Origin of the sequence: Adhaeribacter soli (assembly GCF_008727925.1) — a bacterium.
GTDB lineage: Bacteria > Bacteroidota > Bacteroidia > Cytophagales > Hymenobacteraceae > Adhaeribacter_A > Adhaeribacter_A soli.
Genome location: NZ_VTWT01000008.1, coordinates 34,807 through 50,063, shown reverse-complemented (window position 1 = coordinate 50,063; position 15,257 = coordinate 34,807). Strand labels below are relative to the sequence as shown.

Genomic DNA, 15,257 nt, shown 5'->3' with positions numbered 1-15,257 from the left:
TATTTTAGTGTAAACAGGAGCAATAACAATGCTTCCTGCGCGACCACAAAAAAGCCCCTCAGTTAACGCTGAGGGGCTTTTGTTTTTACCGGGTACAGATTTGGGAGAGAAATTTTCTGTCGAGTTTCAAACTTTCAGGGATCAAGCAGAATTGTTGAGGGGGCATTTTTGCTAAGCATAGATATTTGCAAGTCTGAAGAGGAAGAAAGCAGTATCTCTTACGCCTCTGGAAGTTGCCCTGAACGCTTTTACTTTGGCATTAAAAGATTCAGCTGCGGCATTGGTACTACGATTGTTGAAAAAGTTAAGAATAGAAAGGTAGTGTGCCTGCACTGATCGGCAGACGGTTTTAAAGGAGTCTATTTCAGCTTCTTCCACTTCATTGTACCACAAGGCCAGCTGCTTAAAGGCCTGTTCTTTCGTTTTACAGACTGCAAAGATCTTGCCCAATCGCATCGTCAGCGCGTAGGCTTTCTGTAATTGCGGATAAAGCTCAAAAAGAATATCTGCCCGTTCTTTCTGACTAACTGTCCATTTGCCCGGGTGCCTGAATAAAAGGTAGCGGCTGCGGGCCAGCAACTGCTTCAAAGTATCGCCATTGCTAAGTGTTTCCGGCTGATAAGCTTCTTTCTTTGCTTTAGCCTCTGCCATAAGGCTGCTTTCCTGGTCTAAAGCCTGCCAGCGGTATTTGATCCGGACTTCCTGCAGGGCATCATAAGCCAGCTTCTGCACATGAAAGCGGTCTGTTACCCGGTCTGCTTTGGGAAAGCACCGCTTTACTGCCAGCTGCATATTAGCTGCCATGTCCAGAGTTACTTCCTTTACGCTATGGCGCAGCTTCTCAGGCAGTTTGCTCAGGACGGCTATAATGTCTTCTGCCCGGGTGCCTTTTATCATAGCTACAAGGCTGCCTTTGCCCCCTTTCGCTGTTTTACTGGTGAGAATAGTATAAAGCTCGCCGTTGGATAAAGCTGTTTCGTCGATGCTTAAAGAAGGGCTGATATTCTCCGCAAAGAGCATCCACTCTTTTGCATGGGCTTTCTGCTCCCACTCATGGAAGGAGCTGATGTGGTCTTTGTACTGCTGCTGGAGCTGTTTGCCGTCTACATGAAAGAACTGACCCACCAGACGGCTGCTGACAGGATGGTTATCTAAACATACCTTTTAAAAAAGCCGCGAACTCTGTGGTGATCCGCGTACTTTCTTTACCAGATCCCAGTCCCGGCTGATGATTTCTCCAGTGGCTTTCACTTCCCACCTGCGCCGCTTTACCTGCAGCATAACTTTCTGACCGCGAATAGGAAAGTCGCCGATGCTTACCTGAGGTAAAAAGCCCTTGGACTCCAGCGCCTGCTTTTCAAAGCCAGATGGAGAAATATTCTTCTCCTCCAGAAACAGCTCTAAGCCTTTAGGGCTCTGCTTAACCTGTACTAACTCAAAGTATTCTAATATGCCTGCCGGGAGTAGCAGGCCAATAAGGGTGTGGTAAGCGTCTGACAAAATCGAAGTGCTGGTTTATTCAACCCAATACAAACACTTTTTTAAATCCCCCTCAAATTTTTAACTTGATCCACTTTCAGCCTTCACTTGATGCAGGTTATTTTAGTGTCTCCACAAAACGATCATTCTGATTCTAAACAAAAAAGCCCTGCCTCCGGAAAGAAGCAGGACTTTTTTGTGCTAAAGCGCTATCGTTTTTATTCGATAATGAGCTTACGGGTAGCGGTGCCGTTTTCACCTTTCACTTTTAGCAGGTAAATGCCTTTGGCTGCTTTGTTCAGCTGCAATTGGTTCACTCCTCCGGATACACTCTGGGTCATGATCACTTTTCCGGTCAGGTCGGTAACGGTCAGCTCGTAGGTTTTGCCTTGCGGCAGGTCTACTTTGAAGGTACCGTTACTTGGGTTCGGGAACACGTTCAGCTGGCTTTGCAACAGGTTCGCTTTTAAGCCGGTTGGCATATAGCTGATAATGCTTACGTTGTCGATCAAGTTGGCTGTACCGTTACCACCGGCATACGCTTCCTTCACGCTCGATTCCAGACCTACTTCAATGCTTGGCTGGCCGATGTAGGAAGAAAGGTCTACGCGGATGTTGTTCCACACAATTGGAGTAGCCGGGTTGCTCGGATCGAAAGGCGGGTTATAGGTTGGGCCTACCTGGGTTCCGTTCACGGTCACGCGGAAGTTGGTGTTGCGGTTAGCATCTTTGTAAAGCTGCTTCAGGTCGAAACGCAGGATCAGGGAATCTGCGCCGCTTACCGGGTTAAAGCACAGGTAAACGCCGGCAAGGTGGTTCGGGTTCATGGTCCAGGGGTTTACTGTTGGCAGCGGCATGGTCCAGGCGGAGCTGCTAACGCCGGCCATCACCAGCCCTTTGGTTGAAGAAGGAGTACCGGAGCTGGCGCCTGCATCTTCGGCCAGGGTAGAGTTGGAATTCACCACTTGCTTCAGTGCTGTCAGGCCGGTGTTGTTGGTTTCAAAATCCAGGCTGATGGGCAGGGTTGCGAACAGGGAATTGGAAACGGCCTTGGTGGTGGTGTCGTTGCTCAGTACCATGTCGCCGGTTAAAGCCGTGTAAGCCTTAAAGGTATAACCTCCGGCGGTACTTAGGTTAGCCGGCACGGTAAAGTTATAAGTAACATTGGCGCCGGGAGCCAGCGGGCCGGCATAGGTAGCTGTAACCGGGTTACCGCCGTTAATGGAGTAGCTAACCGGAATGTTGCTCTGCGGGTTGGTACCGAAGTTGGTAAGCACTACTGTTACAGTTTCGGTAGCGGTAAGGCCGCACACAGAATTAGGAGAAGTGATGGCTGTGATCCCTACATCGGTAGTGTTGTTCATGAATTCGTACGCGCCCGGATCCGGAGCATTCGGATTGCGGGAAATGCCGGCAAAGTCATTCGTAATGCCGGTGCCGCCCTGGCCGATGTTGTTTACCGCTAAATTGGTAGGGGTGAAATCTGCAGCTGCAGCGTTCGTAAACTGCGGATCTACAGCAACGGAGTTCTGGTCGTAAGCAGCGGAGTTTACTGCCTGCCAGGCGGTAAGCGTAGGCTGGTTGGAAGAGTAAAAGCCAATACCACTGGAACTGGAGCCGCCGGTCAGGTGAAGTACGTTGTTGTTAGAAGTAATAGTGGAGGTAGTACTTCCGAAGTAAAGTGTATGCTTGGCTCCGGAAGTGCCGGCCACAATGCTGACGATGTTGTTGATGAACTTCACGTTAGCGGCAGTGGTGGTCTGGTAAAAGCCACGGTTGGTGCCGGTATTGGCCGTGTTGTCGAGGCTGATGGTGTTGTGAAAATAGTGAGCGCCGTCGGAGCTGCTGTTGTAGATACCATAAATGGTGCTGGTGTTGTTGATGTTGTAGATCAGGTTGTTACTGGCCACGTTCTCTGCACCGACTGGGGCATCTGCTCCGGTGAAATAAATACCGTAAACAGTTCCGGTTTTGGAAGTGGTAGCATCGTGGGAGTTATGAATGCGGTTCTTCCGGATCAAAGTCCCTTCAGAGCTGCCACTTACTTCAATTCCGGTAAAGGTGGTAGTGGTGGTACGGGTTGGGCGGTGAATATTATTTCCTTCAACCAGCGTGTTTTTGGCCGCATTCACTTTAATGCCATCAGCATAAAAATCGAGCACCGTGTTGTTGAGGATTTGGTTATTGCCCTGCCCGGTCACTACGCCGTTCAGGTGAATGCCTTTGTAAGCGCCATTTATGGTATTGCCGGAAATTATGTTGTTGTTTCCGGTGTTTCCGGCGGTAGTTACCGAAGTAGTGGAGTTCGCAAGCACAATACCTACCGAGTTAGATTCGGTAGTGGAGGTAGAAGCAATGTTAATGGTGTTGTTGCTAATGGTGTTGTTATCGGCGCCGTTTAGTAGATGGATGCCCCAGCCAAATGTTAGATCGGAAGCGTTTATTATGAAGTTGCTGAAGGTTACATGATCCGTACCGTCCAGACGAACCACGGCCCGATCGGCAGTAGTGGAAGCAAAGGAAATGGTATTGCCGTTGCCGTTAAAAGTAATGGTGTTGGTGGCAGAAGCTCCGGCAATATTCGTAAGGGTAACCTGCTCATTATACGGGCCGGTGCCTGCCACAACATTAAAAGTTACCGGTCCGCTGATGCCGCAACTATTCATACCTTGCAAAGCTGCAGCAAAGGAAATATAGTTTGTGGCCGATGCCGGAGAATTTTTATCGATGGTGAAAGTGCCGCTGATTGTATTGCAGGCAGTTATTGTGGTAGAGGTGGAATCGTTATAGTTATTTCCGTCCGTAGCTCCGTTGGGGCTGGTAGTCCAGGTTTTAATGGTATGGTTTCCATTCGGGAAATTGAAGGATCCTATAGTAACCGGAGCGCTAACGGCATTGGGGGCAAGGTTGCCTGTCCAGCTAAACGTGGTACCAGGCGTATTGCCTACCTTCCAGCCAATCTGGGCGCTGGTTAAGGGAGCAGTACCGTAATTTTTAATGGTTACCTGCACATTTTGGTTTCCGGGAGCAACGGGGCTTCCCGGGGCTGTAATCGCGGTTACGCCGGCATCGTTAGGGGTTATGGCAATAGGCAACGACTGATTCCAGGTACCGGCTACCTCGGCAGCAGAAAGGGCCCGGTTATAGAACCGGAATTCATCCATCAGGCCACCGGAAGGTAAGCCGTTAAGCGTGGAGTAGCCTCCAACCAGAAAAGGGCCGGTTCCGGTAAGGTTTACAGCCGTCTGGGGAGAGGTTACCGTTAATACCCCGTTCACATAAGCCTTAATGTTCCCTGCAGTAGCATCATGCACATAGTGAATAACCACCGGGCCATTGCTCACTACATTAGGCATATCAATGGCCGTAATTCCTCCGCCTACCAGTCTTATACCACCCGGATCTGCTACGCCGCCGGTAAAAGCCCGTAAGCTGTTTGTATTTACGTCGCCGAAAAAGTATTGAAGGGTTGTGGAAGAAGGTATGTTATTTAACCACAAGGAAATAGTCCAGGAGCCGGAGCCTAAGTTGGGAGCCCAGCCTGTGTTCACGGAGTTGGTGGCAGTTGTATTGCCATTGCCTGTAAATGCGCTTCCGAATTGTCCGGCTCCACCAATAGTTGCTCCGGAAATCGGAGCGGGATTTGTGCCTGCCGGAGCGGAGGCCAGGTTTTGTACGGTAGTACCTGGCGAATCAAATTTATAATAAATTAATTCCGGTACACTTTGCGCCAGAGCTGTACTACTAAAATAGTAACTCATTGCTAGTAACAGGATGAGCGTCCGTGATAAAAGTTTTTTCATAGTAAATAGGTTATATTTAATGATTTGCTAAAATATTGTTTTATGACGAAAAAATGAAAATTATTTTCATGAAATGGATTAAGAATGAATGCATTAGCAAATTCCGGGAAGCGGAATGCATATAAATGGCTGATGCATTTCTAACTATTCATAAGACAGCTTTTAGCCGCTGAGCGTTGCCTGGCTTGTTCCTGAAAATTATTTTGGCAGTAAACAAAAAGTCCTGCCTCGGGAAAGAGGCAGGACTTTTTTGTGCTAAAGCGCTATCGTTTTTATTCGATAATGAGCTTACGGGTAGCGGTGCCGTTTTCACCTTTCACCTTCAACAGGTAAATGCCTTTGGCTGCTTTGTTCAGCTGCAATTGGTTCAATCCTCCGGAAGTACTCTGGGTCATGATCACTTTTCCGGTCAGGTCGGTAACCGTCAGCTCGTAGGTTTTGCCTTGTGGCAGGTCTACTTTGAAGGTACCGTTGCTTGGGTTAGGATATACGCTCAGCTGGCTTTGCAGCAGGTTTGCTTTTAGGCCAGTTGGCATATAACTGATAATGCTTACGTTGTCGATCAGGTTGGCTGTACCGTTACCGCCTGCATACGCTTCCTTCACGCTCGATTCCAGACCTACTTCAATGCTTGGCCGTCCGATGTAGGAAGAAAGGTCTACGCGGATGTTTTTCCACACGATCGGGGTAGCCGGGTTGCTCGGATCGAAAGGCGGGTTATAGGTTGGGCCTACCTGGATTCCGTTCACGGTCACGCGGAAGTTGGTGTTGCGGTTAGCATCTTTGTAAAGCTGCTTCAGGTCGAAACGCAGGATCAGGGAATCTGCGCCGCTTACCGGGTTAAAGCACAGGTAAACGCCGGCAAGGTGGTTCGGGTTCATGGTCCAGGGGTTTACTGTTGGCAGCGGCATGGTCCAGGCGGAGCTGCTAACGCCGGCCATCACCAGCCCTTTGGTTGAAGAAGGAGTACCGGAGCTGGCGCCTGCATCTTCGGCCAGGGTAGAGTTGGAATTCACCACTTGCTTCAGTGCTGTCAGGCCGGTGTTGTTGGTTTCAAAATCCAGGCTGATGGGCAGGGTTGCGAACAGGGAATTGGAAACGGCCTTGGTGGTGGTGTCGTTGCTCAGTACCATGTCGCCGGTTAAAGCCGTGTAAGCCTTAAAGGTATAACCTCCGGCGGTACTTAGGTTAGCCGGCACGGTAAAGTTATAAGTAACATTGGCGCCGGGAGCCAGCGGACCGGCATAAGTAGCTGTAACCGGGTTACCGCCGTTAATGGAATAGCTAACCGGAATGTTGCTCTGCGGGTTGGTTCCGAAGTTGGTAAGCACTACTGTTACGGTTTCGGTAGCAGTAAGGCCGCACACGGAATTAGGAGAAGTGATGGCTGTGATCCCTACATCGGTGGCGTTGTTCATGAACTCATAAGCACCCGGATCCGGAGTGTTCGGGTTACGGATCAGGCCGTTAATGTCGGTGGTTACCGCCGGAACCAGTGCTCCGCCTTTGTTATTAGCGGCGGCATTTGTAGGAGTAAAGTCGCCGGTAGCAGGGGCGGCAAACTGCGGATCTACAGAAACCGAGTTCTGGTCGTAGGCGCCGGCTGCCTGCCAGTCAGTAAGGGTAGCCCGGTTGCTGGTTAAGTAGCCAATGCCACTGGTACTTGCCCCGCCGGTTTGGTAAAGCACGTTGTTGTTAGAAGTAATAGTGGAGGCAGTAGTTCCGAAGTAGAGTGCGTGCTTCGCTCCGCTGGTGCCGCCTATTATATTCACAATGTTGTTCTGAAACTTCACGTTGGTAGCAGTTGTAAGCTGGTAGAAACCACGAACCGTACCAGTATTGGCTGTATTGTCGAGGCTGATAGTGTTGTGGAAAAAGTGGGCGCCGTCGGAAGTGGTAGAGTAGATGCCGTAAATGGTACCTGTATTATTGATGTTGTAAACCAGGTTGTTGGTGAATACGTTTTCATTTCCTACGGTGGCATCTGCTCCTGTTGTGTAAAGGGCATAAACCAGGCCGGTAAGGGAAGTGGCAGCGCCATGGGAGTTATGTATCCGGTTTTTGGTTACCAGGGAACCTGTAGTGCTGGTGCTCAGGGTAATGCCATAGAAGCTTCCTACGCCGGTACGGCTAGGGCGGCTTATATTGTTGCCTTCGATCCGGGTGTTATTGGCATAGTAGTTATAGATGCCGTAAGTATATTGGTCTTTAACCGTGTTGCCAATGAAGTGGTTGTTGTTTACCGGGGTTGCCGAAGCGCCATAGTTGTAGATACCATAGTATCCGCCGGTAATGGTGTTGTTCTGGAACGTGTTGTTGCTGCTTCCGGAGTAAACGTATAAGTTATAGGAAGTGGAAGAGCTGGTAATGTTGTGCTTTAGGGTAGCGTTTGAAATAATGTTATCGTTGGCGTTGTTAACAAGACGCACTACGGCATTGGTGGTGGCGGCCGGGTCGGCTTCCATTACCAAGTTATCAATGCGGATAAACCTAGAGCCATCGAGCTTGAGGGTAGCATCGGCTGAAGAGGAAGTTGCCCGCAGGGTGTTGCCGTTACCATTGAAAGTAATGGTATTGGTAGCAGAAGTTCCGGAAATGTTCGGGATCACTACGTTCTCGGTGTATGGGCCAGAACCAGCTACTACGTTGAACACGATCGGGCCGCCTGCGCCGGCGCAATCTAAAGATGCAAGGGCAGTAGCAAAGGAAGTAAAATTGGTGGCAGAAGCAGGTGCATTCTTATCGATCGTGAAGGTGCCGGAAATAGGAGTGGCACTTGTAGTTACCTGTACAGGAGTAGAAGCCGCTGTTTGCCCGCTACAGGTTACCTGTGCCCGGTAATACGTGCTAGCAGTTTGAGAGGTGGTAAGGGAGCTGCTGGTTGCGCCGGCAATATTGGTCCAGCCGGTAGTGCCGTTTGCCGAAGATTGCCACTGGTAGGTAAGGCCAATTCCGACTGAAGTACCATTAAGGCTCAATGTGAAATTAGCATTCGGGCAGGTTGAGCCAGCAGAGCTTATGGTGGTACCACCGGTAGGCGGGGCAGTACATGGATTTGCTAAAAATGTAATCTGGATATTGGGACGGAGATTATCTAAATTACCTATGCTATTGCTGGTGCTGGATAGATTAGCGGTTGGGGTGGTTGTGTTGCTAATACCGTAGATACGATCAGTAGCAGTAGAAACCTCCCAATTAATGGCTGCAGTTGTAGGATTGCCCGTAGCCTGATTGATATCCCAATCGGTAGAAATCTCTAGTGAACCGCCTGTATATTGAAAGTTCGTATTTAGCGGAAAATCAAGCCAGCCGATCGTAGCAGGTATTGCCTGACTGGTGTTGTTGTAAACCTGGGTTGCGCCAGCAACCTGGGTTGCCCATGGAACTGAAGCCGCTGAAAAATCAGTTGCAGCGGAATTTTTCATATAAATACCAAATATGCCGGTCGCACCAGTGGAAGTTGCGGTATTGTTGGATTTATTCCAGGCCACTTTGGTAATAATGGCTCCGTTAGGAATGCCGGCAGCGGCTAATTCGGCAGGCGTAAAAAGGTAAGAATACCGGCTGGCATCATAGGCACTTGAAGCAGATGAACGGTAAATAGGGCCAGCATGATACGTTGGAAGGCTGGAGGCTGTGCCGGTAATTGTTGCTACTGTTTGAGCATAGCTTGTACCTGCCAATAGCAAAAGCAGAAGGAAATAAGATAATAGTGTTTTCATTTATTGTTGTTTAAGTGTTTTGCTAATCTGCAACATGAATACTGTTGGTAGAGGATTAAGTCCCACCGGGAAGTTCAGTTTAAGGCGAGGTTTAGGTATTCTGGATTTGGCAGCGAAGAAGGTATTGAACATTCATATTTGTTTGATTCAACCTTCGTAAAGGCAGAGGCGCAAGTGGCATGCGAAAGGGTTTTGTAAGCTATTCGTTAGGTCATGAAAAAGTAAGTTTAGCTTGTAACAGTAATTTGTTGTCTAAAAATAATAGAAAAATTTATTAAATTATTTATTAGTAACAAATTATTTCGAATTTTTTTGTTAAAATGTCCCTTTTTACTCCAAATGGCGTTATCAAATCTGACGTTTAACCTACAAAGGCTACCATTGAACTTTAATCTAATAAGGTTCCTGCTTTTTAAAAGCAACCTTTCAGATAAGCGTTGTACATAAGTAAATTTATTGCCAGGCGGTAACCGGACGTTGGTTATTAAAATAAGATCCCAAAAGTGTTACCTCTAATTATTGCTCAAATACATGTTATACAAAATCATTATAAGCTCGATTGTTGTAAAAGCATCTGAAGTACCCTGAATTCCTGAGTTTGTAATCCCGGTTAGTATCCATTCACGATTTATGGATTTACTTCAGGTCCGATGCAACAAAAAGTCCTGCCTCCGGAAAGAAGCAGGACTTTTTTGTGCTAAAACGCTATCGTTTATTATTCAACAATAAGCTTACGGGTAGCAGTTCCATTTTCGCCTTTCACCTTCAGCAGGTAAATGCCTTTGGCTGCTTTGTTAAGCTGGAGGTGGTTTATGCCACCGGAAGCATTCTGGGTCATGATCACTTTTCCGGTCAGGTCGGTAACGGTCAGCTCGTAGGTTTTGCCTTGTGGCAGGTCTACTTTAAAGGTGCCCTGGCTTGGGTTAGGATATACGTTCACCTGGCTTTGCAGCAGGTTTGCCTTTAAGCCGGTTGGCATATAGCTGATAATACTGATGTTGTCGATCAGGTTGGCCGGGCCGTTTCCGTTGGCATACGCTTCCTTCACGCTCGATTCCAGGCCTACTTCAATGCTTGGCTGTCCGATATACGAAGACAGGTCTACACGGATGTTGTTCCACACGATCGGGGTAGTCGGGTTGCTCGGATCGAAAGGCGGGTTATAGGTCGGGCCTACCTGGGTTCCGTTCACGGTCACGCGGAAGTTGGTGTTGCGGTTAGCATCTTTGTAAAGCTGCTTGAGGTCGAAACGCAGGATCAGGGAGTCGGCACCGCTTACCGGATTAAAGCAGAGGTAAACGCCGGCAAGGTGGTTCGGGTTCATGGTCCATGGATTAACCGTAGGCACCGGCATAGTCCAGCCGGAGCTGCTTATTCCAGACATCACCAGCCCCTTGGTAGAAGAAGGAGCACCGGAGCTCGCACCTGCATCTTCGGCCAGGGTAGAGTTGGAATTCACCACTTGCTTCAGTGCTGTCAGGCCGGTATTGTTTGTTTCAAAATCCAGGCTGATAGGCAGGGTTGGGAACAGGGAGTTGGAAACGGCTTTGGTGGTGGTGTCGTTGCTCAGTACCATGTCTCCGGTTAAAGCCGTGTAAGCCTTAAACGTGTAGCCTCCGGCGGCGCTCAGGTTGGCCGGCACGGCAAAGTTATAAGTAACATTGGCGCCGGGAGCCAGCGGACCGGCAAAGGTAGCTGTAACCGGGCTGCCGCCGTTAATGGAGTAGCTAACCGGAATGTTACTTTGCGGGTTGGTGCCGAAGTTGGTAAGCTCTACCGTAACGGTTTCAGTAGCGGTAAGGCCACACACGGAGTTAGGCGAAGTAATAGCTGTGATCCCTACATCGGTGGTGTTGTTCATGAACTCATAAGCACCCGGATCCGGAGCGTTCGGGTTACGGATAAGGCCGTTGAAGTCGGTGGTAATTGCCGGTACTACTGCAGTGCCTATGTTGTTCACCGCAACGTTGGTAGGCGTAAAATCACCTGTTGCAGGGTTTGCAAACTGTGGATCTGCCGCAACGGAGTTTTGGTCGTAAGCACCGGAGTTTACGGCCTGCCAGTCAGCAAGCGTAACCTGGTTGGAAGATAAATAGCCAATACCACTGGTGCTTGCTCCGCCGGTCAGGTGAAGCACGTTGTTGTTGGAGGTGATGGTAGAAGAAGAAGTAGTAAAATAGATAGCATGCTTAGCACCGGTAGTGCCAGAGTTGATGCTTATAATATTATTCTGGAACTTGATGTTGGTGGCAGCACCCGTTTGCCAGAAGCCGCGGTTGGTACCGGTATTGGCAGGATTGTCTATGCTAACGGTATTGTGGAAGTAAAAAGCGCCATCGCTGTTAGAGTTGTAAATACCATAAATAATGCCGGTAGTATTCAGGTTATAAAGCAGGTTATTGCTGAATACGTTCTCAGAGCCTGCCGGAGCATCGGTGGCGGTTGCATACAAACCGTAAACTGTTCCGGTAGGGTCGGTATCGTTGGTGTTGTGAATACGGTTTCTCGATACCTGGGTGGCAATAGAACCACTGCTCAGGTAAATGCCATAAAAGGTGCCGGTAGTAGCGCGTAAAGCACGGCTGATGTCGTTGCCCTGAACCAAGGTAGCATTAGCAGCAGAAACCTCAATGCCATAAGCATAAAAATCCTTCAGGGTGTTGTTAGTGATCTGGTTATTACCGGTACCAGTAATAACGCCATTCAGGTGAATGGCCTTGTAACCGCCATTAATGGTGTTGCCGGAAATAGTATTATTATTACCAGTATTGCCGGCTGTAGTTACTGAAGTAGTGGAGTTTGCAAGCACAATACCTACCGAGTTCGATTCGGTAGTAGAGGTTGATGCAATGTTAATGGTGTTGTTGCTGATGGTGTTGTTGTCGGCCCCGTTAAGCAGGTGAATACCCCAGCCATAAGTAATGTTTGACGCATCGATCACGAAATTGGTGAAAGTAATATGGTCTGCACCGTCCAGGCGTACCACCGCACGGTCGGCAGTGGTAGATGCAAAGGAAATAGTATTCCCGTTGCCGTTAAAAGTAATGGTATTGGTGGCAGAAGTACCTGGAGTAGCGGGAATAGTTACCTGCTCATTATACGGGCCGGTGCCTGCTACTACGTTAAATACAACCGGGCCGTTAACACCGATGCAATCTAAAGATGCAAGTGCAGCGGCAAATGAAATAAAGTTGGTGGCTGAGGCAGGGGCATTCTGATTAATTGTAAAAGTGCCTGAAACAGGAGTTCCACTGGTAGTTACCTGCACAGGGGTAGAAGCTGCTGTTTGTGCGCTGCAGGTTACCTGTGCTCTGTAATAAGAAGTAGCCGTTTGCGACGTGGTAAGGGTACTGTTGGTGGCTCCGGTTATGTTTGTCCAGCCGGTAGTGCCGTTTGCTGAAGTTTGCCACTGATAAGTTAAACCAGTGCCAATGGTAGCTCCCGAAAGGCTTAAATTGAAATTAACATTTGCGCAAACTGTATTGGCCGAGCTTATGGTAGTACCTGCGGTAGGAGGGGCGGTACAGGGGGAGGACAGGATGGTGAGCTGAATATTTGGCCGTAAGGCATTTCTGCCAACAGTAGTTACCCCGGTTCCATTGTAAGTTATAGCATTTGCATCGGTAACGGAGGTGTATTCCCAGTTCATGCTGGCGGTTGGGGTGCCAGGCCGGTACCAATCCACAAAAATTTCCAGATTATCGGTTCCGTTCCAGAAAAATGGAGTGGAAAGGGTTAATTCTTTCCAGCCGGCACCCGTCGAAAAACTATGGGTAGTAGAAGAATATACCTGCGTAGCGCCGGTTACTTCTGTAGCCCATGTAATTGGGGAGGAAGCATGTGTGGTGAAAGGAACGGCTTTAATAAAGACATTCATAGTAGCATCTGCAGTGGTGTACTCTCCACCGGATGACTTGTTCCAGGCTAATTTGGTGATCAACCCGGCTGAACCGCCGGCAGCTGTAATTTCGGCAGCAGAATAAACGGCAATGGCCTTCGAGTACTTGTTTGTGCTGGTACTGGTAGCAATCAGGGAATTGAAGGCATTGGTAGTAGTTCCGGTGCCAATAGTTGTTGGGGTTTGCGCAACGGCAGAACTGGCTAGAAGAAAAAATAGTAAGAAATAAGATAATAGTGTTTTCATTAAAAATTGTTTAGGTGGTTGACTGATTTGCAAAAAAAACAATGCTATTAATCGAAGGTCGGATCTTACCTGGAGTTCAGTGAGGGCTACCTGCTTATGGAGGTATTAAGAATATAAACCTGGTTTAATTATTCAGACTGAACCCCGGGAAGAACAGGGTGGGCAAGTGCTTTTAAAAGAGCAAATGTGAATGTTGTTAGTTAGGTCATGATAGGAAGGGTTATGCTTGTAACATTTTTTTTTCGCTTAAAAATAAGATAAAAATTTGTAATGTATTTATCTTCAAGGAATTATTTGTAAATTTTCTGTAAAAAAAAGCTTTTCTGTCCTTTGATTTTTTAATTGAAGGTGGTGAATAGTCTGATTCTGAATTGCATTTTACGGTGAGTTAGAATGCGGATGCTTTATTACGTCCGGTCTTAAAATTTTCAAACCTTATTAGTTCCAGGACAGGGTTTCTGAGGTTTACCCTTAGTTCACTTCCATGTTTTTTAGTTTTCGTTTAATCGAGCTTGCCTGCTTCCCCTTAGCCAATAAAAACCAAACAGCGTTGCCTGACCATTTTCAGGAAATCCAACAAGGTCACCAAAATCTGGGAACATGTTTTTGAGAACAAAAAAGCCAGGCTGCAAAGCCTGGCTTTTTTATTTGATAATGGTACTGTTTTAAACCTTGATCCTTCTCCATGATCTGGAAAAGCTCCTTTGGCCTAAGTGTTAAGATAGTACCGGTGCGGCGGTTTTGGTGGTTTCTAGGGGCACGTTCTCGGTATTACAGGCTAGCTGCCTGCTTACAAAAGTATGCCCCGGGTTATTTCGCTGCGACAAGCGTTTCAGGTGCCTTTTTTTCGGTATCGAACCTGTGTTTCAGCTTCAGGAATCTGGCTTCGAAGTAAATAAAACTTGTTTTACTTAAGATTAAGGTTAAAACAAACCCAAGAATTCCGATAAGGAACAAGCTGATGAAATTTGTTTTTGGAACGTTTAAAACCCGGACCAGCACATCAAGAATGGTAATGGCAATGGGATGTAGCAAGTAAATGCCATACGTGTATTTCCCCCAGTTATTAGGGAAGGTTAATCTTGATAAGTCTAAACGCGAATTTGTTTTGGTTAGCGCCTGAGCAGTAATTATGAGTGCAAAAGATGCGGCAATAACGATCCGCCCAATGGCATTGCCATACTTAAATGAAAACAGGGGATCGCCCCAGAAAAGAAGGCAAAATGAAAAGGCAAAAAGCAACAAATGGGTTTTAGAACCGGTGTTTTCGAAAAACCTTTTTACAGGAGCAAATTTTTTAACCAGATAAGCCGCAAGTCCTCCAATGCCCAGATCTGCCAGTACCGAGAATGTATGAAAGTATAAAACCGAATTATTCTCATGATTCAGAATGCGAAAGTATACGGAACCACCAATAATGAATAAAATGGCAAAAAACCAGCCTTTCCTGGGCAGAAATGCAAAGATTAAAGGCCAGAATAAATAAAACTGTTCTTCTATTGAAACGGACCAGGTTATACCCTGTGACATGGCATCATTTCCCGGGCAATTCTCCTGGATGTTGATCACGTCAAAATTGCTTAGGAAAGTAAGATGGTACAATACATTCGATCCCAGCGGATTGTCAATGCCGATCAGATTTTTAATAAAGGGATAAATAAAAAAGGAAAAGGTAACTACTAAGTAATACAGGGGCCAGATCCGCAGCACCCGCCTCATGTAAAAGTTTCTTACCGATATGGTTTTAGTTGTTTCGTATTCTTGAATCAGTAAATAAGTGATCAGGAAGCCGCTTAGCACAAAGAATATAGAAACACCAGTCCCGCCGCTGCTTATAAGAGTAAGGAGTTTTTCCCAGACAGTATTCTCTATGGGCAAATACTGATAGGACGGGCTTATTCCATGGGCAAGAAAAACCATTAAAGCCGCAAAAAACCTAATAGAGTCTAAATTTTTAAAATATATTTTGCCTGTACTCATTCTTACACTTTGGTTTACTAATTAGAAAAAGCCTTAAATGGTTCTTTGTATTTCAGGATCTTACTTACAGTTAACCAAGTGTTCTTTATTCCTTTTTGCATAGTTTATCACAAAGGTACTTCATATTCT

6 protein-coding genes are annotated in these 15,257 nt (G+C 47.2%); all 6 read right to left on the bottom strand.

What is annotated here, in order from left to right; genetic code table 11:
- Window positions 1-171: 171 nt before the first annotated feature.
- Window positions 172-1,125, bottom strand: a complete 954-nt coding sequence (locus F0P94_RS14670) for an ISAon1 family transposase (protein ID WP_150904659.1) — start codon at window positions 1,123-1,125, stop codon at window positions 172-174.
- A 39-nt stretch (window positions 1,126-1,164) separates the two neighbouring features.
- Complete coding sequence (locus F0P94_RS14665) at window positions 1,165-1,500, bottom strand: ISAon1 family transposase N-terminal region protein (RefSeq protein WP_225307235.1); 336 nt, start codon at window positions 1,498-1,500, stop codon at window positions 1,165-1,167.
- 197 nt (window positions 1,501-1,697) lie between these two features.
- Window positions 1,698-5,282, bottom strand: coding sequence for a T9SS type A sorting domain-containing protein (locus F0P94_RS14660; RefSeq protein ID WP_150904658.1), 3,585 nt, complete (start codon window positions 5,280-5,282; stop codon window positions 1,698-1,700).
- 272 nt (window positions 5,283-5,554) lie between these two features.
- Window positions 5,555-9,004, bottom strand: coding sequence for a T9SS type A sorting domain-containing protein (locus F0P94_RS14655; protein ID WP_150904657.1), 3,450 nt, complete (start codon window positions 9,002-9,004; stop codon window positions 5,555-5,557).
- 715 nt (window positions 9,005-9,719) lie between these two features.
- Entirely contained in the window at window positions 9,720-13,148 is a 3,429-nt protein-coding gene (locus F0P94_RS14650) for a beta strand repeat-containing protein (protein ID WP_150904656.1), read from the bottom strand.
- 810 nt (window positions 13,149-13,958) lie between these two features.
- Window positions 13,959-15,128 (bottom strand): acyltransferase family protein, encoded by a 1,170-nt coding sequence (locus F0P94_RS14645; RefSeq protein WP_150904655.1) that lies wholly within the window; start codon window positions 15,126-15,128, stop codon window positions 13,959-13,961.
- Between the last annotated feature and the right edge of the window lie 129 nt (window positions 15,129-15,257).

Excerpts from the sequence above, each read along its gene's own strand:
- F0P94_RS14655 (WP_150904657.1), bottom strand. The coding sequence starts at position 9,004 with ATGAAAACACTATTATCTTATTTCCTTCTGCTTTTGCTATTGGCAGGT.
- F0P94_RS14645 (WP_150904655.1), bottom strand. The coding sequence starts at position 15,128 with ATGAGTACAGGCAAAATATATTTTAAAAATTTAGACTCTATTAGGTTT.
- F0P94_RS14650 (WP_150904656.1), bottom strand. The coding sequence starts at position 13,148 with ATGAAAACACTATTATCTTATTTCTTACTATTTTTTCTTCTAGCCAGT.
- F0P94_RS14660 (WP_150904658.1), bottom strand. The coding sequence starts at position 5,282 with ATGAAAAAACTTTTATCACGGACGCTCATCCTGTTACTAGCAATGAGT.